Source organism: Streptomyces sp. NPDC096105 (assembly GCF_044763335.1).
Taxonomy (GTDB): domain Bacteria; phylum Actinomycetota; class Actinomycetes; order Streptomycetales; family Streptomycetaceae; genus Streptomyces.
Genome location: NZ_JBIWGC010000004.1, coordinates 107,781 through 130,048, shown reverse-complemented (window position 1 = coordinate 130,048; position 22,268 = coordinate 107,781). Strand labels below are relative to the sequence as shown.

The window sequence follows — 22,268 nt, the reverse complement described above, 5'->3', positions numbered from 1 at the left end:
GGTGGCGGTCGGGTGACGGGAGGGCGCGAGGCGCGCTCGCGAAGCGGCGTCGGACGAGAGGGATCACGGAAGGCCGTACGGGCCAGGCGTGCCAAGGGATCGCGCCCGCGCTCAGCCCCCGGCGAACACGGCGCGTGCGGCCCGTGCGCCCATGGAGCTCCCGTGACACCCCCACGACGCCTCACGCGCCCCGCCGGCTCCGGGCACGACGAAGGGCCCGCACCCCGGAAGGTGCGGGCCCTGCCGCCGGCAGAAGATGTCGCGTGCGGCTGGTAGCGCGTTCAGGCAGTGACGCGAACCATGTCGGCCTGCGGGCCCTTCTGACCCTGCGAGATCTCGAATTCGACCCGCTGGCCCTCTTCAAGGGTGCGGTAGCCGTCCATCTGGATGGCGCTGTAGTGGACGAAAACATCCGCACCACCGTCGACCGCGATGAAGCCGTACCCCTTCTCCGCGTTGAACCACTTGACGGTGCCCTGAGCCATGCCTAACTCCCCTATTACTGGCCCTTGCACAGATCCACACTTCGCGGACCCGGGTCAGACCTCACCCCCCAACGGTTGGGGGCGTGCGCCGGAACGCGTCGACCGCGGCTGAATGTATCTGTCCAACTGCCGTCTGCAACAGGTCAATCGGACGAGAAATCTGGACGCCATCGGTCCGGAATGTGGCCAGAATTCGCCAGAATTCAGGGCAAGTCGGGCCGGGCAAAGGAGACAAAAGCCGCGAAAGGAGCCCACACTTTGGCTACATCCAGTCGGGTCCGCGGCAGGAATTCAGGCTTCTCGATCATTGGATCGGGAGCGCGTTCCCCAACTCTACCGCGCTCAACCTCATGGAATTGCCCCCTCCGCATCTCTCACGGAGGGGGCAATGCCGTAAACGCTCGGTCACTGTCATTGCCGAAGGTAATGATCAGCCTCCGGCGACCGCCGGGATGATCGAGACGCCGGCGCCGTCCGGGGTGGCCGTCTCCAGCCCCTGCTCGAAGCGCACGTCGTCGTCGTTGACGTAGACGTTGACGAACCGGCGCAGCTTGCCCTGGTCGTCCAGGACGCGGGCGGCGATGCCGGTGTGGTTCTTCTCCAGGTCCTGGATGACCTCGCCGAGGGTGGCGCCCTCGGCGGGGACCTCGGCCTTGCCGCCGGTGTAGGTGCGCAGAATGGTGGGGATGCGGACGGTGACGCTCACGTGGGGAACCTCCGGTCGGATGACGTGCCAGGGGCGCGGGGGACGGCGTGATCGCCCCCGGCCCGCGGATGGAAAGCTGGAGCGGCTCCTAGACGAGCCCGGCCTCACGGAACGACTCCAGGCTGGGACGGATCGTCGCGGTCAGCCCGGTCCCGGCCACCGCGTCCAGCGTCTTCAGGCCGTCCCCGGTGTTCAGCACGACCGTCGTGAGGGACGGATCGAGCACCCCGTCCTCGATCAGCTTCTTCGTCACGCCGACCGTGACGCCGCCCGCGGTCTCCGCGAAGATCCCCTCGGTGCGCGCCAGCAGCTTGATCGCGTCGACGACCTGCTCGTCGGTGACGTCCTCCACCGCGCCGCCGGTGCGCCGGGCGATGTCGAGCACGTAGGGGCCGTCCGCCGGGTTGCCGATGGCCAGCGACTTGGCGATGGTGTCCGGCTTCTGCGGGCGGACCACGTCGTGGCCGGCCTTGAACGCGGTGGACACCGGCGAGCAGCCCGCGGCCTGCGCGCCGAAGATCTTGTACGGCCGGTCCTCGACGAGGCCCAGCCTGATCAGCTCCTGCAGCCCCTTGTCGATCTTCGTGAGCTGCGAGCCGGAGGCGATGGGGACCACGATCTGGTCCGGGAGCCGCCAGCCGAGCTGCTCGCAGATCTCGTACGCGAGGGTCTTGGAGCCCTCCGCGTAGTACGGCCGCAGGTTGACGTTGACGAAGCCCCAGCCCTCGCCGGCCGGGTCGCCGATCAGCTCGGAGCAGAAACGGTTCACGTCGTCGTAGTTGCCCTCGATGCCGACGAGCTTGCCGCCGTAGACGGCGGCCATGACGACCTTGCCCTGCTCCAGGTCGTGCGGGATGAACACGCAGGAGCGGAAGTCGGCCCGGGCGGCGGCGGCGCCGACCGCGCCGGCCAGGTTGCCGGTGGAGGAGCAGGACAGCGTGGTGAAGCCGAACGCGCGCGCGGCCTCCAGGGCCTGGGCGACGACCCGGTCCTTGAAGGAGTGCGTGGGGTTGCCGGAGTCGTCCTTGACGTGGAGACCGCCGGTGACGCCCAGCTCGCGGGCGAGGTTGTCGGCCCGGACGAGCTTGGTCCAGCCCGGGTTCAGGTTGGGCTTGTCCGCCACGTCCGCGGGGACGGGCAGCAGCGGGGCGTAGCGCCAGATGTTCGCGGGGCCCGCCTCGATGCGCTTGCGGAGCTCCTCGGTGGCGTAGCCGGAGAAGTCGTAGGCGATCTCCAGCGGGCCGAAACACTCCTCGCAGGCGAAGACCGGGCCGAGGGGGACGCGGTGGCCGCACTCGCGGCAGGACAGCGCGGCGGCGGGACCCAGGTCGACGGAGTCCGCGGAGTCGGTGGTGCTTGCAACAGTCTGCACAGCCATGGAGGCGAGGCCCTTTCTCCTCATCTTCCTCACGACGCATCTCGCCGTGAGACGGATTTGGCACCTTCCCTAGCCGGGAGCCTCGCCACGTCCGCGTGACAGGAACCGACTGGAGGGTTGCCGGGGCTTCATCGGGCCGTATCCCTCTGCCCCTCTGGATGAGCGGTGTTCAGTTGTGCGCACCGACACCCCCCGGGATGCGGGGTCCGTCAGCGCTGTTCAAGACTGTAACCGAAGGCCCGGACGGCGCAGAGAGCCGTCCGAACCCCGAGATGGATCACCAGCCAGTGAGGAGTCCGCCGTGCTGGAAGAAGAAGTCGAGCGCTGGCTGTCGGAGCGCTCCTGGTCGGTGTCGGACCGTCCCCTGCACCGGATCCTGGCGGCGAAACGGGCGACGGGACAGACGGTGAGCGTGGTGCTGCCCGCGCTCAACGAGGAGGCCACGGTCGGTGACATCGTCTCCGTCATCCGGCACGACCTGGTGCTCCAGGTGCCGCTGGTCGACGAGGTCGTGGTGATCGACTCCGGCTCCACCGACCGCACCTCCGAGGTGGCCGCGGCGGCCGGCGCGACCGTGGTCCACCGGGACGCGATCCTGCCCCGCATACCGGCCGTGCCCGGCAAGGGCGAGGTGCTGTGGCGGTCGCTGCTGGTGGCCCGCGGCGACATCGTGTGCTTCGTCGACGCCGACCTGAGGGACTTCTCCTCCGACTTCGTCACCGGCATCGTCGGCCCGCTGCTCACCGACCCCGGCCTGCACCTCGTCAAGGCCATGTACGACCGCCCCCTGACCCTGGCCGGCGGGAACACCGCCGGCGCGGGGGCCGGGCAGGGCGGCCGGGTCACGGAGCTGATGGCGCGCCCGCTGCTCAACATGCACTGGCCGCAGCTCGCCGGGTTCGTCCAGCCGCTGGGCGGCGAGTACGCGGCCCGCCGCGGCCTGCTCGAACAGCTCCCGTTCCCCGTCGGCTACGGCGTCGAGCTGGGCATGCTGGTCGACGCCCTGCACCTGGTGGGCCTGGACGCGCTGGCCCAGGTGGACGTGGGGGTGCGCAAGCACCGGCACCAGGACGGGCAGGCGCTCGGCCGGATGGCCGCCGCGATCTACCGCACCGCGCAGCTGCGGCTGGCCCGCGCGCATCTGCTGCGGCCGTCGCTGACCCAGTTCGAGCGCAGCGGGGACGTCTTCGAGCCCCGCACGTACGCGGTGGACACCGAGGAGCGGCCGCCGATGCGGGAGATCGCGGAGTACCAGGCGCGGCGGGTGGCCTGACCCCCGCCCGTCACCGGCCGGTGTGACGCACCGGCACGTTTGAGGCCCGGGGGGCCGGGCTAGGTTGTGGCGTATGGCTTCAAGCTTCGGTGCAGCTCAGGTACTGGTCGCCTCCAACCGGGGGCCGGTGTCGTACGCGGTGGCGGACGACGGTTCGCTGCGGAGCAAGCGGGGCGGCGGCGGACTGGTGTCCGGTCTGTCGGCCATCGGCCCCGAGTCGGGCGCGCTGTGGGTGTGCTCGGCGCTCTCCGACGGCGACCGCGAGGCCGTGCGGCGCGGAATCGTCGGGGCGGGGCCGGAGGCTCCTCCGCAGAGGGGCGGTGGCGGGCGACGGGCGGGGGAGGACGGCGTGCGGATGCTGGACATCCCGGCGGACGTGCACGCGGACGCGTACAACGGCATCGCGAACTCGGTGCTGTGGTTCGTGCACCACATGCTGTACCAGACCCCGCTGGAGCCGGTCTTCGACGCGGAGTTCCGCCGCCGGTGGGCCTCCTACGAGAGCTACAACCGCGCGTTCGCCGAGGCGCTGGCCGAGGAGGCGGCCGAGGGCGCGGCGGTCATGGTGCAGGACTACCACCTGACCCTGGTCCCGGGGATGCTCCGCGAGCTGCGCCCCGACCTGCGCATCGGGCACTTCTCGCACACGCCGTGGGCGCCGCCGGAGTACTTCCGGATGCTGCCGGACGACATCGCGGAGCAGGTGCTGCGCGGGATGCTCGGCGCCGACCGGCTCGGCTTCCTCACCCGCCGCTGGGCGGACGCCTTCACCGCGTGCTGCGAGCGCTTCGTCGGCGGGCTGGGCGACACCCGCGTCGGGGTGCACGGCCTGGGCGCCGACGCGGACTTCCTGCGCGCCCGCTCGCACGAGGCGGACGTCGACGAGCGGATGGCCGCGCTGCGCGAGGAGATCGGCGAGGGGCGCCGGACCATCGTCCGGGTCGACCGCACCGAACTGTCCAAGAACATCGTCCGCGGCCTGCTGGCCTACCGGCAGCTGCTGGACGACCGCCCCGAGTGGCGTGAGCGCGTGGTGCACGTCGCCTTCGCCTACCCGTCCCGGCAGGATCTCGCCGTCTACCGCGACTACACGGCCGAGGTGCGGCGGCTCGCCGAGGAGATCAACGCGCAGTACGGCACGCCGGGCTGGCGTCCGGTCGTGCTGCACGTCAAGGACGACTTCGCGCGCTCGCTGGCCGCGTACCGGCTGGCCGACGTGGCCCTGGTCAACCCCATCCGCGACGGCATGAACCTGGTCGCCAAGGAGGTGCCGGTGGTCTCCGACGCGGGCTGCGCGCTGGTGCTGTCCCGGGAGGCCGGCGCCCACGAGGAGCTGGGCGAGGACGCGATCACCGTCAACCCGTACGACGTCGTGCAGACCGCCCAGGCACTGCACGAGGCGCTGTCGATGCGCCCGGAGGACCGCACGGAACGCAGCAAGCGACTGGCCGCGGCGGCCACGGCGCTGCCCCCGGCGCGCTGGTTCCTGGACCAGCTGGAGGCGCTGCGCGGCGCTACCGGCCACCGGCCGGAACGGCCCGCCGGACAGGCGTGACACCGGGCGGGCGTGGATAGGTTGGGGCGTATGGCCAGTCATACGGATTCCACGGACCCCGGCGCCCTGCCGACGCCCGCCACGCAGGCCGGGCGGGACGGACTGGACGCGCTCCTGGCCCGTCCGGGCAAGGCGCTGATCGGGCTCGACTTCGACGGCACGCTCGCGCCGATCGTGCCCGACCCGGAGCAGGCCCGCGCGCACCCGGACGCGGTGCCCGCGCTCGCCGCGCTCGCCCCGAAGGTGGCCGCGGTGGCCGTCGTCACCGGGCGGCCGCCGGGCGTCGCGGTCCGCCACGGCGGTTTCGCGGGCGTGCCCGGGCTGGAGCACCTGGTGGTGCTCGGTCACTACGGCGCCGAGCGCTGGGACGCGGTCACGGGCTCCGTCACCGCGCCCGCCCCGCATCCCGGCGTCGCCGCCGTCCGCGCGGAGCTGCCGGGACTGCTGGACCGGGTGGGCGCGTGGCGGGGCACGTGGATCGAGGAGAAGGGGCGGGCGGTGGCCGTCCACACCCGCAGGGCGTCCGACCCGCAGGCCGCCTTCGAGGCGTTGCGCGAGCCGCTGACCGGCCTCGCGACCCGGCACGGTCTGGTCGTCGAACCGGGCCGCATGGTCCTCGAGCTGCGCCCGCCGGGGATGGACAAGGGGGTCGCGCTGCTGGAGTACGCGCGGGAGATCGGCGCGGAGGCGGTGCTGTACGCCGGGGACGACCTGGGCGACCTGGCCGCCTTCACCGCCGTCGACAAGCTCCGTGCCTCCGGCACGCCGGGGCTGCTGGTGTGCAGCGGCAGCGAGGAGGTCACGGAGCTCCGCGAACGGGCCGACCTGGTGGTCGACGGCCCGGCGGGGGTGGTGGGGCTGCTGCGGGCGCTGGCGGAGCGGCTCGCCTGACGCGGGTTTCGCTCCTCACACGCCGGAGGGGCTGCTTCCAGCCCCTCCGGCGTGTGAGGACGAGGCCCGTCAGGGCCGGCGGGAGGCGTCCGGGGGCACGGCCCCCAGGGACGGTCACCGCTCCGCGCGCCGCGCCTCCCGCACCCGCCGCAGGCGGTTGACGGTGACCGGGTCGTGGGCCAGCGCCCGCGGATCATCGAGCAGCGCGTTCAGCAGCTGGTAGTACCGCACCGGCGCCAGCCCCAGCTCCTCCCGGATCACCCGCTCCTTCGCCCCGGGCGACACCGCCCCCCGGCGCTCCAGCGCGAGCACGTCCCGCTCGAGGCGCCCCAGCCCCTCACCTTCACCCATGCCGGCAGGCTACCCCGCGCTGTCCGCGCGCACGGCCGTCGCCTGGAGCTCGCCCAGCACGCCCGCGGGGCTCCCGTCCGGCTCCACGGCCTCGCCGATCTTCTGCTTGACCGCCGCGCTCACCGCCGCCCACGACGTCTTCCCCACCGGGTACAGCTCCGAGAGCGGCAACTGGTCCAGGAACGGCTTGATTTCCTTGTCCTGCCCCGACGCCGCCATCGCCTGCGACGCGGAGCCGGTGACCGGCAGCAGGCCGTACTCGCGCGAGAAGTCCAGCACGTTCTTCTCGCTGTAGACGAAGTCGAGGAAGTCCCCGATCTGGTCACGGTGCCCGTTCTTCTCGAACGCCGTCATCCAGTCGGTCACGCCGAGCGCGGACGGGCTCTCGCCGTCGGCGCCGGGGATCGGCACCATGCCGTACTTCACGCCCTTCTTCCGCGCCATCTCCATCAGCGAGGGATGCCCGTTGAGCATGCCGACCTCGCCGGCGGCGAACGCCTCGAACGCCTCGGCGCGGTCGAGCTCGCCGGGCGCGACGGGTCCGGTGAGCCCCTTGCCGACCAGTTCGTCCCGCAGCCAGGTGAAGGTCGCGACGTTCTCCGTCGCGTCGATGCGGTAGCTGCCGCCGATGTCGGTGTAGCCGCCGTCGCCGCTCAGCAGCCACTGCATGGTCTCGGCCTGCGCCTCCTCCGGGCCGAGCGGCAGCGCGTACGGGAACTTCACCCCGCGCGCCTTGAGCGCCTCGGCGCACTCGGCCAGCTCGTCCCAGGTCTCCGGCGGGGTGAGCCCGGCCTCGGCGAACAGCGCCTTGTTGTAGAACAGCAGCCGCGTGGACGCCGCGAACGGCATGCCGTACTGCACGCTGCCGACCTCGCCCGCGGTGGAGAGCTGCGAGAGGAAGTCCGCCTGGACGGGGATGGAGAGCAGGTCGCCGACCCGGTGGAGCAGGCCCTGGGAGGCGTAGTCGGCGTACGCGCCGATCTGCGCCATGTCCGGCGGATTCCCGGCGTCTACCATCTCCTTGACCTTGCGGTCGACGTCGTTCCAGGAGTACACGCTGACGTCGATGTCCACGCCGGGGTGGTCGGACTCGTACCGTTCGACCAGGTCGGCCCAGTACTTCTTGGAGCTGTCGGCCGCGCCGTTGCCGTACTCGGCGGCGACCAGGGTGAGGGTCACGTCGGAGGAAGCGCCCCCGGCTCCGCATCCGCTCAGGACCGCTGTCAGTCCCAGTGCGCACACCGCCGCGATCGTCCTTGTCCTGACCCGCCGTCGCACGTGCTCTCCTCCGGTCCGGCGCAGAGCGCCGTCTGTCGTGGTTCCGATAATCGGACTAAGGTCTACACCACGTAACTGGACTAGACCTCTCGCGGGTCCGCGGGCCACACTGTTTCCCGTGAAACATGTCATCGCCCTCGACGTGGGCGGCACCGGGATGAAGGCCGCCCTGGTCGGGGCGGACGGCGAGCTGCTGCACCGGGCCCGCCGCCCCACCGGCCGCGAGCACGGCCCGGACGCGGTCGTCGAGGGCATCCTCGACTTCGCGGCGGAGCTCCGCGCCCACGGCATCCGCGTCCACGGCGAACCGGCCTCCGCCGCCGGCGTCGCCGTCCCCGGCATCGTCGACGAGGCGCGGGGCGTCGCCGCCTACGCGGCCAACCTCGGCTGGCGGGACGTCCCGCTGCGCGCCCTGCTCGCCGAGCGGCTCGGCGGCGTCCCCGTCGCCCTCGGCCACGACGTGCGCACCGGCGGTCTCGCCGAGGGCCGCATCGGCGCCGGACGCGGCGCCGACCGCTTCCTCTTCGTCGCGCTCGGCACCGGCATCGCGGGCGCCATCGGCATCGACGGCACGGTCGAGGCCGGCGCGCACGGCTTCGCGGGCGAGATCGGCCACATCGTCGTACGGCCCGGCGGCGCGGAGTGTCCCTGTGGGCAGCGCGGCTGTCTGGAGCGGTTCGCGTCCGCGTCGGCCGTGAGCCGGGCGTGGGCCGAGGCCTGCGGCGACCCGGCCGCGGACGCGGCGGACTGCGCGAAGGCCGTCGCCGCGGGCGACGGGCGGGCCGTACGGGTGTGGCAGGACGCGGTGGACGCGCTCGCCGACGGCCTGGTCACCGCGCTCACCCTGCTGGACCCGCGCACGCTGATCATCGGTGGCGGGCTCGCCGAGGCGGGGGAAACCTTGTTCACACCGCTGCGGGAGGCCGTCCGGCGGCGGGCCACCTTCCAGAAGCTGCCGTCCCTGGTCCCCGCGGCCCTCGGGGACACCGCGGGATGCCTGGGCGCGGGGCTCCTCGCCTGGGACCTGATCGAGACCACTGACCCCTCGGAGGTAACCACCTGATGGCCCCCACCAAGGTTCTCACCGGTGCCCGGGTGGTCCTGCCCACCGGGACCGTGGACGGCGGCAGCGTGACCGTCGAGGGCACGCGCATCGCCGGCCCGGCCCCGGCGACGACGGCCGGGGCGGTCGAGACGGTCGACCTGCGCGGCCACTGGCTGGTCCCCGGTTTCGTCGACCTCCACAACCACGGCGGCGGCGGGATGTCCTTCGCCGGCGGCACCGCCGAGGACGTCCTGGAGGGCGTCCGCACCCACCTGCGGCACGGCACCACCACCGTGGTCGCCTCCGCCGTCACCGGCGACCTGGACTTCCTCGCCCGGCACGCCGGGATGCTGGCGGAGCTGGCCCAGCAGGGCGACATCGCCGGCATCCACTTCGAGGGGCCGTTCATCTCCCCCTGCCGCAAGGGCGCGCACGACGAGACGCTGCTGCGCGACCCCGACCCGGCCGAGGTCCGCAAGCTGATCGACGCGGCCCACGGCCACGCCCGGATGATGACGCTGGCCACCGAGCTGCCCGGCGGCCTGGACTCCGTACGGCTGCTCGTCGAGCACGGCGTGATCGCCGCCGTCGGCCACACCGACGCCACCTACGAGCAGGCGGTCGCCGCCGTCGACGCGGGCGCGACCGTCGCCACCCACCTGTTCAACGCCATGCCGCCGTTCGGCCACCGCGCCCCCGGTCCGATCACCGCACTGCTGGAGGACGAGCGGGTCACCGTCGAGCTGATCAACGACGGCACGCACCTGCACCCGGCCGCGCTGCAGTTCGCCTTCCACCACGCGGGCCGCGACCGGGTCGCCTTCATCACCGACGCGATGGACGCGGCCGGTTTCGGCGACGGCCGCTACATGCTCGGCACCCTGGAGGTCGAGGTCGCGGACGGCGTGGCCCGGCTGGTGGAGGGCAACTCGATCGCCGGCTCCACGCTCACCCTGGACCGCGCCTTCAAGCGGGCGGTGACGGTGGACGGGCTGCCCGTCGAGGACGTCGTCGCGGCGATCTCCGCCACCCCGGCCCGGCTGCTCGGCCTGGACGACCGCATCGGCTCGCTGGAGCCCGGCAAGGACGCCGACCTGGTCGTGCTGGACGACGCCTTCGAGCTGGTGGCCGTCATGCGCAAGGGGGAATGGGCGGTCGCTCCCCAACTGGTCTGATCCGTCCCCGGGACCGGCCGACGACGGCCGGTCCCGGGGCTGGGCCGACCGCCTTCCTTTTGGCATGATCGTGACTTCGGGGCCACGGAAGGCCAGGCAAGAGGGGGAGGTCGGCCCGGTGATCCTCACGGTCACGCTGAACACCGCTCTCGACATCACCTATCGCGTCCCGTCCCTGCGGACCGGAGCCTCCCACCGGGTCTCCGAGGTGCTGGAGCGTTCGGGCGGCAAGGGCGTCAACGTGGCCCGCGTCCTGGCCGCGCTCGGCCACGAGGTGACCGTCACGGGTTTCTCCGGCGGCCCCACGGGACGCGTCCTGCGCGACCGCCTCACCGAGGTCCCGCGCCTCACGGACGCCCTGGTGCCGGTGTCCGGCGCCACCCGCCGCACGGTGACGCTGGTCGACGACCGCTCCGGCGCCACCACCCGCCTCGACGAGCCCGGCCCGGACATCACCCACGCCGAGTGGTCCGCCTTCCAGGAGGTCTACGCGGACCTGCTGGCGTCCGCCTCCGCGGTGGCCCTGTGCGGCAGCCTGCCGCCGGGCGTCCCGGTGGGCGCGTACGCGGGTCTGGTCCGCACGGCCCGCGCGGCCCGCGTCCCGGTCCTGCTCGACACCGGCGGGGAGGCACTGCGCCGCGGCGTGGCCGGCCGGCCCGACATCATCAAACCGAACGCCGGCGAACTGGCCGAACTGACCGGGTTCCACGAGCCGTTGCGCGCCACCCAGGACGCCCGTCGGCGCGGGGCCCGCGCGGTCGTCGCCTCACTAGGCGCGGAGGGCCTGCTCGCGGTGACCCCGGAGGGCCGCTGGAGCGCGGCCCTGCCGACCCGCCTGCGCGGCAACCCGACCGGCGCGGGCGACTCGGCCGTCGCGGGCCTGCTGTCAGCCCTGGTGGAACACCGCCCCTGGCCGGAACGCCTGATCCGCGCGGTCGCCCTGTCCACGGCAACGGTTGTTTCCCCGGTTGCCGGCGAGTTCGACCGCGGCACTTACCAGGAGCTGCTGGCGAAGGTCGCGGTGACCAAGGAGGTCAGTGCGGCCTGAGATCGACTATGACTGAAATGTGCCCTGCGTCCCGATCTGTGTAGATCATAAGATCACCAGCGACCAAATGATCTACCTCTCGCAGGGGGAACACATGCGAAAGTCGACGGTAATCAGGCAGTTTGCCGCGGTAGGCATGGCGTCTCTGGCGCTTACTGTCACGACCGGTTCCCCAGCCTCGGCAGAAACCGTGCAGGCTGGTGTCTGGCAGAAGGACGGCCATGACTTCAGCATACGGGCCAGCGCCAGCACCTCGGCGTCCAAGATCGCAACTATCAAGGACCCTGACACCAAGGTTCCTTGCGGTGCGTCGAGGTGCACGCGAAATAACAACGGGGGCAAGTACACCTGCTGGTCTGGTGGTCCCACCGGCAACGACTGGCTGAAGGTCCGCTGGGCCGGCAAGACCGGCTGGGTTGCTGCTATGTGCGTCGAAGTCGGACGCATCTGACAGCAGCGATGCGGCGGCCGCCGGTGTGCAGCACGCCGGCGGCCGCCGCATCGCTGCTGCTTACCTCTTGACCTGACCTTCCTTGATCCACAGCTGGTCCAGCAGGACGTTGCACTTGTCGCCGTCGCCGCAGGACAACGAGATGGTGTTGGTGCCCTCGTTCAGCGTCGGCCAGGCGTAGGTCTTGGTCCAGCCCTTGGAGAAGTCGCCGTCCTTGGCGTTGGCGAAGTTGTCCATGTTCAGCTTGCTGCCGAACGGCTTGCCGTTGACGGTGAGAGTCATCGACTGGGGCTCGTCAGCGGTGCTGTAGCGGAAGAAGACGGTGTACGGACCGCTCTTCGGAATGCCATCGACGGTCCAAGTGACCGACGCTCCCGGCTGGTTGAGGTTCGTGACGTAAATGCCGCCGTCGGCCTCGGCACCCTCGACGTCCGAGGCGGTCGTGACACCCGGTGACAGGTGCAGCGCCTTCGCGTCGATCGGCTTCGACTCGAACTGCTCCTCGGCGCTTTCGCTCGCCGACGGGCTCGGCTCGTTGCTGCCCTGGGTGGCGGTCGGGGTGGGCCCCGCCTCGTTGCCGCCCTTGTCGTCGTCGTCACCGCTGATCATGGCGATGCCGATGCCGATCACGACCGCGGCGACCACGGCGATCGCGCCGATGAGCAGCCCCTTGGTGTTCGGGCCGCCGCCGCGGCCGCCCCCGCCGCGCGACGGCTGGGGCGAACGCGCGGCGGGCGCGGCCCCGGGCAGCGTCTCGGGCGCGGCGTAGTGGGCGCTGGGCCGGCCGAAGGCGCCCTGCTGGGGCGGTGCCTGCGGGGCGGGCCCCTGCTGGCCGTACTGGCGGGAACCGACCGGCCGCACCCGGTTGACCGAGTTCGGGTAGCCGTAACCCCCGGACGGCGGCTGGGCTCCGTTGGCCTGCCCGTCGGCGTACAGGTAGCCGAACGGGTCGTCGTCCTCGGGCGTGCTCGCGCCGTTGTTGCCGGGCGTCATCCCCTGTGCTCCTAGCTGCGGATCGGGTACGTACGTGTGCGGAGAAGGCGAGCCTACCCGGTTCCCCTGGCCCGAAAGGGTGACCCGGACCGCATCAACTCGCTGACCTGCGCATCATCCAGCGCGTCGGTGCTGTTTGGGACGAGATCGTTTCTCGACGTACATCCGCTCGTCGGCGGACTTCAGCACTTCGTCGGCCGTCATGCCGCAGTGGGCCCACCCGATGCCGAAGCTGGCCCCGACCCGCACGGCCCGCCCTTCGGCCCGGATGGGCTGGATGATCTCGTTGCGCAGCCGTACGGCGAGGTCCTGGGCGTCGGCCCGGCCGAGGCCGTCGGCGAGGATGACGAATTCGTCACCCCCGAGCCGGGCCACGGTGTCGCCGTCCCGCACGCCGTTGCTGAGCCGGCGGGCGACCTCGATGAGGACCGCGTCGCCCGCGTTGTGCCCGAACCGGTCGTTGATCGACTTGAAGCCGTCGAGGTCGCAGAAGAGCACCGCGAGCCCTTTGGCGCCGTCGTCGGCGTCCCCGGCGGGCGCGACGGTGTGCACATGGTGGTCGTAGCCGTCGTACGCGTCGCTGCCGGGCGGGAAGTCGAAGTCGTGGCCGCGGTCGAAGGCGGGCGGGCCGTAGGCGGCGTCGTGGGAGCCGAAGGACTCGTAGGGCGCCATGGGGTCCACGGCCGTCGGCAGCGCGCTCTGCGGCTGCTGGCTGCACAGCCGGGAGGAGAGCCGGGAGCGCAGTTCGGCGGAGTTCGGCAGTCCGGTGAGCGAGTCGTGGGAGGCGCGGTGGGCGAGCTGGAGCTCGCGGCGCTTGCGCTCCTCGATGTCCTCGACGTGGGTGAGCAGGAAGCGCGGCCCGTCGGCGGCGTCGGCGACCACCGAGTTGCGCAGGGAGACCCACACGTAGGTGCCGTCGCGGCGGCACAGCCGCAGCTCCGCCCGGCCGCCCTCGGCGGAGGTGCGCAGCAGGGTGCCTATGTCCTCGGGGTGGACCAGGTCGGAGAAGGAGTAACGGCGCATCGCGGAGGCGGGCCGGCCGAGCAGCCGGCACAGGGCGTCGTTGGTGCGCAGGATCCGGCCGTGCTGGTCGCCGCCCATCTCGGCGATGGCCATGCCGGAGGGGGCGTACTCGAAGGCCTGCCGGAAGCTCTCCTCGCTGGCCCGCAGCGCCTGCTGCTCGCGCTCCAGGCGGACCAGGGCGCGCTGCATGTTGGAGCGCAGCCGGGCGTTGCTGATCGCGATGGCGGCCTGGAAGGCGTACATCTGCAGGGCCTCGCGGCCCCAGGCGCCGGGCCGGCGGCCGTTGCGCGGGCGGTCGACGGAGAGCACGCCGATCAGTTCGCCGGAGGTGCCGCCGCCCTGCGGTCCGGGCGCGTACATCGGCGCGAAGAGCCGGTCGGAGGGGTGCCACTCGTCCTCGAAGCGGGGGTCGGGCCCGTCGGTGTACCACTGCGGGACGTCGTCGTCGTCGAGGACCCATCCCTCGGTGTGCGGTATGAACACCAGATCGCCCCAGCGCTCGCCCATGGTGAGCCGGCGGTCCCAGGACTCGCGCGAGCCGACCCGGCCGGTGATGAGGGCCTCGGCCGCCGCGTTGCCGGCGAGGGCGGCGACCACGAGGTCGCCGTCGGGGCGTACGAGATTGACGCAGGCCAGCTCGTACCCGAGGGCTCCCACGACGCCGTCGGCGACGGTCTGCAAGGTGTCCGCCAGACTGCGCGCCGTGTTCATGTCGGCCATGGCCTGGTGGAGTTGTCGCAGCGATGCCAGACGGACGTAGGGTTCCGACTCGGTCTCCATCCTCGCCCTCCCCCCGAGACCTCGCAGCACATCAAGGGTCATCATCGGCGTATCGTCGCAGCAGCTTCCCCGCCACTGAATCACAGCGCGCTGCTCACCCGGTACACAGGGTCAACAATTATTGCCCCCTGTGACTCAAGTCACAGCTAAACGTGAACAATTGTGTGGTCTACGCGCGATATCCCGGCCTATTTCCGCGACGCGGATCATGTGGTGATTGTGCATGATTCATGCGCGGATCGGCCGCTGGTCCTAGGTCCCGGTTCGGGCCACGGTCCGATGCGGTGTCCGTGAAGCGGAGATTAGCGTTCCCGGTGTGTCGAACACTCCCGCCGCCCCCGCGCCGATCACCGTTCCGCCCGCCGCCCGGCATGCTGAGGGGGTGAGCAACGACGAGTTCCGTGCCGCCATGTCCCGTCTGGCCGCCGGTGTGGTCCTGGTGACCGCCGTGGAGCCGCCGCTGGACCCGGACGACCCCGGGGCGCCGGCCGGCGAGGACGTCGGCATGACCGCGACCGCGTTCCTGTCGGTCTCCCTGGACCCGCCGCTGGTGCTGGTCAGCCTGCGCACCGGCTCCCGCATGGACGACCTGCTGGAGGAGCAGCAGCTGTGGGCGGTGTCCGTGCTGTCCGAGAGCCAGCGCCACATCGCGGGCCGCTTCTCGATGAAGGGCCGGGTCAGCGACCGCCTGCTGTTCGCGGACATTCCGTACCGGCGCGGCGAGTACACCGGGGCCCCGCTGGTCGGCGGCGCGTCGGCGACCCTGGAGTGCCGCACCGAACAGCGGGTGACGGCCGGCGACCACACCCTCGTGATCGGCCGCGTGATGACGGCCGCCGTGCCGAGCGCGGAGGGCGGCCCGCTCATCCATTTCCGGGGCCGCTACCGCCAGTTGGGCTGAGCGCCCCCGTCATTCCAGCGCCCCGCAGGGGACGCGGGGAACCGCGCGCGAACCCCGCCCACCCGCGGGTGACCACGGGGGCGGAACCCGCCCGCCCCTACCAGTCCCGCGCGGAGCGCCCCCGCTTCGTCTCCCCCCGCCGCTTCTTCTCCCGCAACCGCCGCTCGTTGATCCCCCGCGGCACCCGCGTGGGCCGCCGCGGCTTCGGCGGCGGCGCCGTCGCCTCCGCCAGCAGCGCGGCCAGCCGCACCGCCGCCGCCTCGCGGTTGCGCCACTGCGACCGGTGCTCGGACACCCGTACGGTGATCACCCCGTCGGTCAGCCGTCCCGCGAGCCGCTCCAGCGCCCGCCGCTTCCACACCTCGGGCAGCGCCTCGGTCCGGGCGAGGTCGAACCGCAGCTCGACCTGCGTGTCGCTGGTGTTGACGTGCTGCCCGCCGGGCCCGGACGACCTGGAGAAACGCCACATGAGCTCGGCCTCGGGGAGGGAGACGGAGCCGCGTACGACATGAAGACCGGACATGACACACAGGTTCCCGCGCCCGTGTCGGCCACGTCACCCGAATATCCGTACCCGGGTAAAGAAAGTAAAGGGACCTGGAACCTGACGCACCCCTCCGGGCGTTCAAGGTGGTAGCTGTAGCTTCATAGCCGTACGCAAACGAGGGAAGGGACTCCCAACAATGGCTGTAAGCCTGTCCAAGGGTGGCAACGTCTCGCTCACCAAGGAGGCTCCGGGCCTGACCGCCGTCACCGTGGGCCTCGGCTGGGACGTCCGCACCACCACGGGAACGGACTTCGACCTCGACGCGTCGGCGATCGCGGTCAACACGCAGGGCAGGGTCTACTCGGACGCCCACTTCGTCTTCTTCAACAACAAGCAGACCCCGGACAGCACGATCGTCCACACCGGCGACAACCGCACCGGTGAGGGCGAGGGCGACGACGAGGCGATCAACGTCAACCTGGCGGCCCTCCCGGCCGATGTCGACAAGATCGTCTTCCCGGTCTCGATCTACGACGCCGAGAACCGCAGCCAGAACTTCGGCCAGGTGCGCAACGCGTACATCCGCATCGTCAACCAGGCCGGCGGCGCCGAGATCGCCCGCTACGACCTGTCGGAGGACGCCGCCACCGAGACCGCCATGGTCTTCGGCGAGCTGTACCGCAACGGCGCGGAGTGGAAGTTCCGCGCGGTCGGCCAGGGTTACGCCTCGGGCCTCGTGGGCATCGCCCAGGACTTCGGCGTGAACGTCTGACGGTCGCACCGCGACCGATCCGACGGAGCCCCCGCCCGCGTCCGCCGGGCGGGGGCTCCGCCGCGCCCGCCCGGTCCCGCGCGCACGTCTCACGGGCCGGCGCGCCTAGGACGCGGTCGCCGGCCGTCCGTCCCCGTACAGCCACTCCTCCCAGACCCGGGAGAAGTCCTTCCCCGGCACCGTCCTCTCGACGTACGCGGTGAAGTCGGCGGTGCTCGCGTTGCCGTGCCGGTGCTCCGCCGCCCAGCCGCGCAGCAGCCGGCCGAAGGCCTCGTCGCCGGCCGTCCTGCGGATCATGTGCAGGACCATCGCGCCGCGCCAGTACACGGGCGTGGCGGAGACGTGCGCCGCGTCCGGCGGGTCGGCCGGCGGGAAGGACCACAGCGCCGCGTTGGTGCCCGCGTCCGGGAAGTACGTGCCTGCGTACAGCGCCTCGAAGGTGCGCTGCGCGCTGTCGCCGCCGTGGTCCTCCTCCCACAGCCACTGCGCGTACGTGGCGAAGCCCTCGTTGAGCCACATGTCCCGCCAGGTCCCCGGGGTGACGGAGTCGCCGTACCACTGGTGGGCGATCTCGTGGACCAGCAGGGCCGTGTCGGGGGCGCCGGGGAAGACGGGGCGGTTCTGCGTCTCCAGGGCGTATCCGGCGTCCCCGGGGCGTTCGACGATCGCGCCCGCGGAGGAGAAGGGGTACGGCCCGAACCGCCGTTCCGCCCACTCCACGGCCTCCGGCAGCAGCCCGACCGCCGCGCGGCTCGCGGCCGCCTGCTCCGGGTCGACGGCGGTGAACAGCGGCAGCCCGCCGGCCGTCTCGCCGCGGTGGACGTCGTACCGGCCGATCGCGACCGTCGCCAGGTAGCTCGCCATGGGCTCGGAGGTGCGCCAGCGGTACGTCGTGCGGCCGTCCTTCGTCTCCTCGCCGGCCGGTTCCCCGTTGGAGACCGCCCGCAGTCCTTCGGGGACGGTGACGGCGAGGGTGTAGGTGGCCTTGTCGGAGGGGTGGTGGTTGCCCGGGAACCAGGTCATGGAGCCCACCGGCTGGCCCAGGGCGACCGCCCCGTCGGCGGTGCGCAGCCAGCCCTCCTGGGAGCCGTCGGGGTCGGTGACGGTCTCGGGGCGCCCCGAGTAGCGGACGACGATCCGGAAGCGCGCGTCCCGGTCGAGGGCACGGCGCGGCCGGACCGTCAGCTCCTGGCCCTCGCGGCGGACGCGGGCGCCGGTGCCGTCGACGGTGACGGTGTCCACGTCGAGACCCTGGAAGTCGAGGTTCAGCGCGGTGAGGTCGTCGGTGGCACGGGCGTCGAGCGTGGCGGTGCCGGTGAGGCGGCGGTCACCGGGGTCGTAGGCGAGGACGAGGTCGTAGTGGGTGACGTCGTAGCCGCCGTTGCCCGCCTTCGGGAAGTACGGGTCGCCCGCGCCGGAGCCACCGGCGCCCTCGGTCCCGGAGCCGGGGCCGCACGCGGCGAGCGCCACCGCGAGCAGGGCGGCGGCGACACCGCGGCTCAGGGGGCGGGGGGTGCGCACGCGGGGATCCTATGGCGGCGGGGGCGCCGGACCGTGACACCATCACCCACGTGCTCGACATCGGTTACGCCCTCTCCAACCGCTTCCCCGACCCCCCGCAGACCGACTACCGCCGCGCGGACGTCCACGCCCTGCGGCACGACCTGTTCTGCGGCGACGTCTACCTCGCCGACACCGCGTCGGACCGGGAGATCTCCACAGCCTGGGGATGGGTGCCGGTGCTCGACTTCGCGTGGGCGCTGTGCGACATCGTGGAGCGCGTCGACCGGGATCCGGCGGGCTCGCGCGCCTCGCGGCCACAGCACGCCGAGCTGGACTTCACCGAGTCCACCGACCGGCTGCTGTTCGAACGGCGCTTCGGCTGGGTGGACATCGAGGCGGAGTGGCTGCCCGCGTCCGAGCCGCCGCTGACCTTCTCCCACGCCGAACTGCGCCGGGAGGCCCGCGACTTCCTGCACGACCTGATCGCCGACCTGGTCGACCTGCACGACGACCTCGGCGAGAACCCGGCGATCTGGACCCTCCAGGCCCGCTTCCCCCGCGTGAGCTGACCGCCCCGGTCCCCGGTCACCGCCCCTCCTCACCCCTCCACGGCGATCCCCAGCTCCCCCGCCAGCGACGGCGCCAGGTCCAGCAGCTGGGCCGTGCTGATCACCGCCCCGGACAGCCGGTCCACCCCGCGCGCGATCTCCAGCGAGGCCGCCCGCCGGAGGTCCACGTCCTTCAGCACGGCCCCGGACAGGTCCACGCCCTTCAGCGTGCAGTCGACGAACTCCACGCGCTCCAGACGGGCCCCGCCGAAGTCCGGCTCCACCAGCACGCAGCCCTCGAAGACGACGTCCTTGAGCACGGCCGCGCGCAGGTTCAGGAAGTCGATCTTCCCGCCCCGGACCAGCACCCGCTCCAGCGCCGCCCCGTGCATCTGGGTCCCGCCGAGCCGCGCGTCGGTCAGCTCGACGTCCCGCAGCGTCGCCCCCGCCAGGTCCGTGCCCACACCCCGCACCCCGCCCAGCGCCGTGTCCAGCAGCCGGGCCCGGGGCAGCCGCGTCCCGTCCAGCGCGCACCCCCGCAGCGCGCAGTCCATGAAGCGCGCCCCCGTCCCGTCCTGCCCGGCGAGGTCCGCGCCGTCGAACTCCAGCCCGTCGTGGTCCCCGTCCGGCTCCAGCCCGCCCCCCTCGTACCGTTCCAGCCGGGGCAGCCGCAGCTCCGGCCGCCGCGCCGCCCGCACACCCGCTCCGCCCGCCGCTCCACGCACCATGCGCCCATGCTGCACCCCGCCACTGACATCCCGTCCGGGCCGGGGAAACACCCCGCGGGTCACATCCCGGCGCTCCCGGCATCCGGCCGAGCCCGACCGGGCCCGACCGGGAAGGAAGCCCCGGAGCCCCGTCACGCACCGCATCACCGCGGCCGTCTCCCCCGCCCTCGGCCGGAACGCGCTTGACCTCGAGCGCGCTTGAGGTCGCACCGTGGAGCCGGGGCGGCGCACGACGCCGAAGGCGCCCCGCACCGGCGACCCGACCTGGGAGGATCCACATGCACGCCGTCCGACTGCACGCCCACGGCCCGGCCGAGAACCTCACCTACGAGCGGGTGGAGGACCCGCGCCCGGGCCCCGGCCAGGTCCGCGTCGCCGTCCGGGCGGCCGGGGTGCACCTCCTCGACACGGCCCTGCGCGAGGGCCTGCCCGGACCCGGCCCGGCCCCCGCCGGACTGCCGACGATCCCCGGCCGCGAGATCGCCGGGGTGGTCGACGCGCTCGGTCCGGACACCCCCGCCGACTGGCTCGGCAAGCGGGTCGTCGCCCACCTCGGCTTCGTCCCCGGGGGGTACGCGGAACTGGCGGTGACCGATGCCGGGCGGCTGCACGAGATCCCGGAGCGCCTGGACTTCGCCGAGGCCGTCGCCATGATCGGCACGGGCCGTACGGCGATGGGGATCGTGCGGTTCGCCGAACCGGGGCCCGGCGACGTGGTGGCCGTACCGGCCGCCGCGGGCGGCATCGGCACCCTCCTCGTGCAGTACGCCCGGAACGCGGGCGCGACCGTGATCGGCCTCGCCGGCGGCCCCGGGAAGACGGCCCTGGTGGCGGCGGGCGGCGCCCACCTCGCCGTCGACTACACGGCCCCGGACTGGCCCGCACGGGTCGAGGGCCACCGGGGCAAGGTGACCGTCGTGTACGACGGCGTGGGCGGGGACGTGGCCCGCGCCCTGGTCGGTCTGCTGGCGCCCGGCGGCCGGCACGTGGTGTTCGGCTGGTCGTCGCAGGGCATCCGCAGCGACAACCCCTATCTCGTGGAGGGCGTCTCGGTGAGCGTCCTCGGCCCCGAGATGATGCGCCGGGCCGGCGGCCCCGACCCGATGCGCACGCTCGAACTGCGCGCCCTCGCCGAGGCGGCCGCGGGCAGGCTCACCCCCGCCGTGCGGCGCTTCCCGCTCGCCCGGGCGGCCGACGCCCACCGGGCCCTGGAGAACCGGGCGACCACCGGCAAGGTCGTCCTGGAGCCGTAGGCGCCCCGCACGCGGTCGTACGGAACCCGGGAAACCGGGCCCGCCGAGCCCCGTACGGCACTACCGTACGAGGCGTGATCGACGTCCCCGCGGAACTCGCCGAGTCCCAGGCCAAGTTCAACAAGGAGGCCGGCCGGGCCTTCATCGCCGCCCTGCCGGACCTCGCCGCCGGCTTCCTGGAGCGCTGGGAGCTGCGCCTCGCCGGGGCGCCCATGCACGGCGTCAGCGCCCTGGTCCTGCCCGTCGACCGCGCCGACGGCACACCGGCGGTGCTCAAGCTCCAGATCCGCGACCACGAGAGCGAGGGCGAGCCGGCCGCCCTGCGCCTGTGGAACGGCGACGGGGCGGTCCGCCTGCTCGACCACGACGAGCCGACCGGCACGATGCTGCTGGAGCGCCTGGACTCCTCCCGGATGCTCGCCCACCGGCCGGACGTCCACGAGGGCGTCCTGGTGATCGCGCGGCTCCTGGCCCACCTCCACACCACCCCGGCCCCCGCGGGCATGCGCCGCCTCGGCGACATCGCCGCGTCCATGCTGGAGCGCACGCCCCGCACGCTGGAGCGTGTCGCCGACCCCGAGGCCCGCCGCCTGGTCGCCGACTGCGCCGCCGCCGTGCGCGAGGTCGCGGACGAGCCGGGCGACCGGCTGCTGCACTGGGACCTGCACGACGAGAACGTCCTCGCCGCCGACCGGGCGCCCTGGCTCGCCATCGACCCCAAGCCGCTGGCCGGCGACCCCGGCTTCGACCTGTGGCCCGCCCTGGCCAACAACTTCGACCCCGGCGACGTCCTGTGGCGCTTCGACGCGATGACCGAGGTACTGGGCCTGGACCGTGCGCGGGCGCGCGCGTGGACGTACGGCCGGGTGCTGCAGAACTGCCTCTGGGAGACCGAGGAAGGCCGCCCGCTGGACGACGCGGACCTGGAGATCGCCCGCCGCCTGCGCGGCCGTACGGCGTGAGGCGGCGTCTGCCATGAGGGACCCGGGCCGGAGAAGGCCCGGCCCGGGAACGTCGGTGGAGCCCCCTGTCGGATTCGAACCGACGACCTGCTGTTTACAAGACAGCTGCTCTGACCGTCTGAGCTAAGGAGGCACCGCGCGCGGCGCGCGCGAAGCGCGGTCCACTGTACACAGTGCCGGTTTCGCCGAGCCACGCACTTGTCTCAGGCGCGCGCCACCTCGTACGCGAAGGTGTACGGCACCTTCGTCTCGCCGTGCCGGTAGGTGAAGGCGCCCGTGCCGCGCAGCCCGGTCAGCCCGCCGGTGCCCGAGCCCTCGACCACCTCGAAGGCGCAGTGCACGGTGCCGTCGCCGTCGAAGCGGCCGCGCTCCTCCAACACGAAGGCGCCGGCGCGGCCGTCGAGCCGGCCGGTGACGAGCTCCAGTCCGGCGAAGGAGCCGGTGGCGGCGGTCCCGTAGGCGATCGTGTAGTCGCAGACGGTGGCCTCGGCCTCGATGCCGCCGAAGAAGGCGTTGACGACGGTGGCGTGCGCGAGCCGGGGGAAGGACCCCTCCGGTGAGACGGGGCTCTCCTTCCAGTCGGCGAAGGTGAAGTGGCCGGTGGTCTCGGTGACGGGCATGGCGGGCCCCTTTCAGGGTCGTCGGACGCTGCGCCCCCACCCTCCCGGCCGTACCTGACACC

23 protein-coding genes, 1 tRNA gene and 1 riboswitch are annotated in these 22,268 nt (G+C 72.8%); of the genes, 12 read left to right on the top strand and 12 right to left on the bottom strand.

The window, feature by feature from the left end; all coding sequences use genetic code 11:
- Positions 1-281: 281 nt before the first annotated feature.
- The 3 genes from ACIQ8B_RS08455 to thrC all read right to left on the bottom strand — a co-directional run bounded on the left by ACIQ8B_RS08455 (position 282) and on the right by thrC (position 2,569).
- Entirely contained in the window at positions 282-485 is a 204-nt protein-coding gene (locus ACIQ8B_RS08455) for a cold-shock protein (protein ID WP_004986573.1), read from the bottom strand.
- A 430-nt stretch (positions 486-915) separates the two neighbouring features.
- Positions 916-1,191, bottom strand: a complete 276-nt coding sequence (locus tag ACIQ8B_RS08450; RefSeq protein WP_106413655.1) for a MoaD/ThiS family protein — start codon at positions 1,189-1,191, stop codon at positions 916-918.
- Positions 1,192-1,279: 88 nt separating this feature from the next.
- Positions 1,280-2,569, bottom strand: a complete 1,290-nt coding sequence (gene thrC, locus ACIQ8B_RS08445) for a threonine synthase (RefSeq protein WP_403546214.1) — start codon at positions 2,567-2,569, stop codon at positions 1,280-1,282.
- A gap of 17 nt (positions 2,570-2,586) precedes the next feature.
- A riboswitch (SAM riboswitch) is annotated at positions 2,587-2,734 on the bottom strand.
- Positions 2,735-2,873: 139 nt separating this feature from the next.
- On the opposite strand from thrC, the gene ACIQ8B_RS08440 reads away from it, so the two are divergent.
- The 3 genes from ACIQ8B_RS08440 (at position 2,874) to otsB (ending at position 6,288) form a co-directional block, all read left to right on the top strand.
- On the top strand, positions 2,874-3,842 hold the full coding sequence (locus tag ACIQ8B_RS08440) for a glucosyl-3-phosphoglycerate synthase (protein ID WP_403546390.1): 969 nt from the start codon (positions 2,874-2,876) through the stop codon (positions 3,840-3,842).
- Between the two features lie 73 nt (positions 3,843-3,915).
- Complete coding sequence (locus tag ACIQ8B_RS08435) at positions 3,916-5,397, top strand: trehalose-6-phosphate synthase (protein ID WP_403546213.1); 1,482 nt, start codon at positions 3,916-3,918, stop codon at positions 5,395-5,397.
- Between the two features lie 30 nt (positions 5,398-5,427).
- A complete protein-coding gene (gene otsB, locus ACIQ8B_RS08430) occupies positions 5,428-6,288 on the top strand; it encodes a trehalose-phosphatase (RefSeq protein WP_290001555.1) in 861 nt (286 codons plus the stop codon).
- A 114-nt stretch (positions 6,289-6,402) separates the two neighbouring features.
- Here the strand turns inward: otsB and ACIQ8B_RS08425 are convergent, their stop codons facing one another.
- Positions 6,403-6,639 carry a DUF3263 domain-containing protein gene (locus ACIQ8B_RS08425; RefSeq protein WP_106413650.1) on the bottom strand — a complete coding sequence of 79 codons (237 nt, stop codon included), beginning with the start codon at positions 6,637-6,639 and terminating at the stop codon, positions 6,403-6,405.
- 9 nt (positions 6,640-6,648) lie between these two features.
- Positions 6,649-7,917 carry an ABC transporter substrate-binding protein gene (locus ACIQ8B_RS08420; RefSeq protein ID WP_403546212.1) on the bottom strand — a complete coding sequence of 423 codons (1,269 nt, stop codon included), beginning with the start codon at positions 7,915-7,917 and terminating at the stop codon, positions 6,649-6,651.
- A gap of 118 nt (positions 7,918-8,035) precedes the next feature.
- Between ACIQ8B_RS08420 and ACIQ8B_RS08415 the strand changes: the two genes are divergently transcribed.
- The 4 genes from ACIQ8B_RS08415 (at position 8,036) to ACIQ8B_RS08400 (ending at position 11,636) form a co-directional block, all read left to right on the top strand.
- Positions 8,036-8,980 carry an ROK family protein gene (locus ACIQ8B_RS08415; protein ID WP_403546211.1) on the top strand — a complete coding sequence of 315 codons (945 nt, stop codon included), beginning with the start codon at positions 8,036-8,038 and terminating at the stop codon, positions 8,978-8,980.
- Positions 8,980-10,137 carry an N-acetylglucosamine-6-phosphate deacetylase gene (gene nagA / locus ACIQ8B_RS08410; protein WP_403546210.1) on the top strand — a complete coding sequence of 386 codons (1,158 nt, stop codon included), beginning with the start codon at positions 8,980-8,982 and terminating at the stop codon, positions 10,135-10,137. Before ACIQ8B_RS08415 ends, nagA begins: the two co-directional genes overlap by 1 nt.
- Positions 10,138-10,255: 118 nt before the next feature.
- Positions 10,256-11,185 (top strand): 1-phosphofructokinase family hexose kinase, encoded by a 930-nt coding sequence (locus ACIQ8B_RS08405; protein ID WP_403546209.1) that lies wholly within the window; start codon positions 10,256-10,258, stop codon positions 11,183-11,185.
- A gap of 67 nt (positions 11,186-11,252) precedes the next feature.
- Complete coding sequence (locus tag ACIQ8B_RS08400) at positions 11,253-11,636, top strand: hypothetical protein (protein WP_403546208.1); 384 nt, start codon at positions 11,253-11,255, stop codon at positions 11,634-11,636.
- Positions 11,637-11,696: 60 nt separating this feature from the next.
- Here ACIQ8B_RS08400 and ACIQ8B_RS08395 read toward each other — a convergent pair whose 3' ends face one another.
- On the bottom strand, positions 11,697-12,629 hold the full coding sequence (locus ACIQ8B_RS08395; RefSeq protein WP_403546207.1) for a carbohydrate-binding protein: 933 nt from the start codon (positions 12,627-12,629) through the stop codon (positions 11,697-11,699).
- A 114-nt stretch (positions 12,630-12,743) separates the two neighbouring features.
- A complete protein-coding gene (cdgB, locus tag ACIQ8B_RS08390) occupies positions 12,744-14,432 on the bottom strand; it encodes a diguanylate cyclase CdgB (protein ID WP_106413644.1) in 1,689 nt (562 codons plus the stop codon).
- Positions 14,433-14,748: 316 nt separating this feature from the next.
- Here cdgB and ACIQ8B_RS08385 point away from each other — a divergent pair, with 316 nt between their 5' ends.
- Positions 14,749-15,333 (top strand): flavin reductase family protein, encoded by a 585-nt coding sequence (locus tag ACIQ8B_RS08385; protein WP_403546206.1) that lies wholly within the window; start codon positions 14,749-14,751, stop codon positions 15,331-15,333.
- 97 nt (positions 15,334-15,430) lie between these two features.
- Here the strand turns inward: ACIQ8B_RS08385 and arfB are convergent, their stop codons facing one another.
- Positions 15,431-15,856, bottom strand: coding sequence for an alternative ribosome rescue aminoacyl-tRNA hydrolase ArfB (arfB, locus tag ACIQ8B_RS08380; RefSeq protein ID WP_403546205.1), 426 nt, complete (start codon positions 15,854-15,856; stop codon positions 15,431-15,433).
- Between the two features lie 160 nt (positions 15,857-16,016).
- Between arfB and ACIQ8B_RS08375 the strand changes: the two genes are divergently transcribed.
- Entirely contained in the window at positions 16,017-16,592 is a 576-nt protein-coding gene (locus ACIQ8B_RS08375) for a TerD family protein (protein WP_403546204.1), read from the top strand.
- A gap of 105 nt (positions 16,593-16,697) precedes the next feature.
- Here the strand turns inward: ACIQ8B_RS08375 and ACIQ8B_RS08370 are convergent, their stop codons facing one another.
- Positions 16,698-18,113 carry a M1 family metallopeptidase gene (locus ACIQ8B_RS08370; protein WP_403546203.1) on the bottom strand — a complete coding sequence of 472 codons (1,416 nt, stop codon included), beginning with the start codon at positions 18,111-18,113 and terminating at the stop codon, positions 16,698-16,700.
- Positions 18,114-18,163: 50 nt separating this feature from the next.
- Here ACIQ8B_RS08370 and ACIQ8B_RS08365 point away from each other — a divergent pair, with 50 nt between their 5' ends.
- The gene (locus tag ACIQ8B_RS08365) at positions 18,164-18,664 is read left to right on the top strand and encodes a hypothetical protein (protein ID WP_106416352.1); all 501 of its coding nucleotides are present in this window, start codon (positions 18,164-18,166) and stop codon (positions 18,662-18,664) included.
- Between the two features lie 29 nt (positions 18,665-18,693).
- On the opposite strand, the gene ACIQ8B_RS08360 is transcribed toward ACIQ8B_RS08365, so the two are convergent.
- Positions 18,694-19,371 carry a pentapeptide repeat-containing protein gene (locus ACIQ8B_RS08360; protein ID WP_403546202.1) on the bottom strand — a complete coding sequence of 226 codons (678 nt, stop codon included), beginning with the start codon at positions 19,369-19,371 and terminating at the stop codon, positions 18,694-18,696.
- A 278-nt stretch (positions 19,372-19,649) separates the two neighbouring features.
- On the opposite strand from ACIQ8B_RS08360, the gene ACIQ8B_RS08355 reads away from it, so the two are divergent.
- Together ACIQ8B_RS08355 and ACIQ8B_RS08350 are read left to right on the top strand one after the other, a co-directional pair.
- Positions 19,650-20,624, top strand: coding sequence for a zinc-binding dehydrogenase (locus tag ACIQ8B_RS08355; RefSeq protein WP_403546201.1), 975 nt, complete (start codon positions 19,650-19,652; stop codon positions 20,622-20,624).
- A 74-nt stretch (positions 20,625-20,698) separates the two neighbouring features.
- Positions 20,699-21,586 carry an aminoglycoside phosphotransferase family protein gene (locus tag ACIQ8B_RS08350; protein ID WP_403546199.1) on the top strand — a complete coding sequence of 296 codons (888 nt, stop codon included), beginning with the start codon at positions 20,699-20,701 and terminating at the stop codon, positions 21,584-21,586.
- 56 nt (positions 21,587-21,642) lie between these two features.
- On the opposite strand, the gene ACIQ8B_RS08345 is transcribed toward ACIQ8B_RS08350, so the two are convergent.
- Positions 21,643-21,719 (bottom strand) — tRNA-Thr (locus ACIQ8B_RS08345).
- A gap of 70 nt (positions 21,720-21,789) precedes the next feature.
- Positions 21,790-22,206 (bottom strand): DUF3224 domain-containing protein, encoded by a 417-nt coding sequence (locus tag ACIQ8B_RS08340; RefSeq protein WP_290001593.1) that lies wholly within the window; start codon positions 22,204-22,206, stop codon positions 21,790-21,792.
- Between the last annotated feature and the right edge of the window lie 62 nt (positions 22,207-22,268).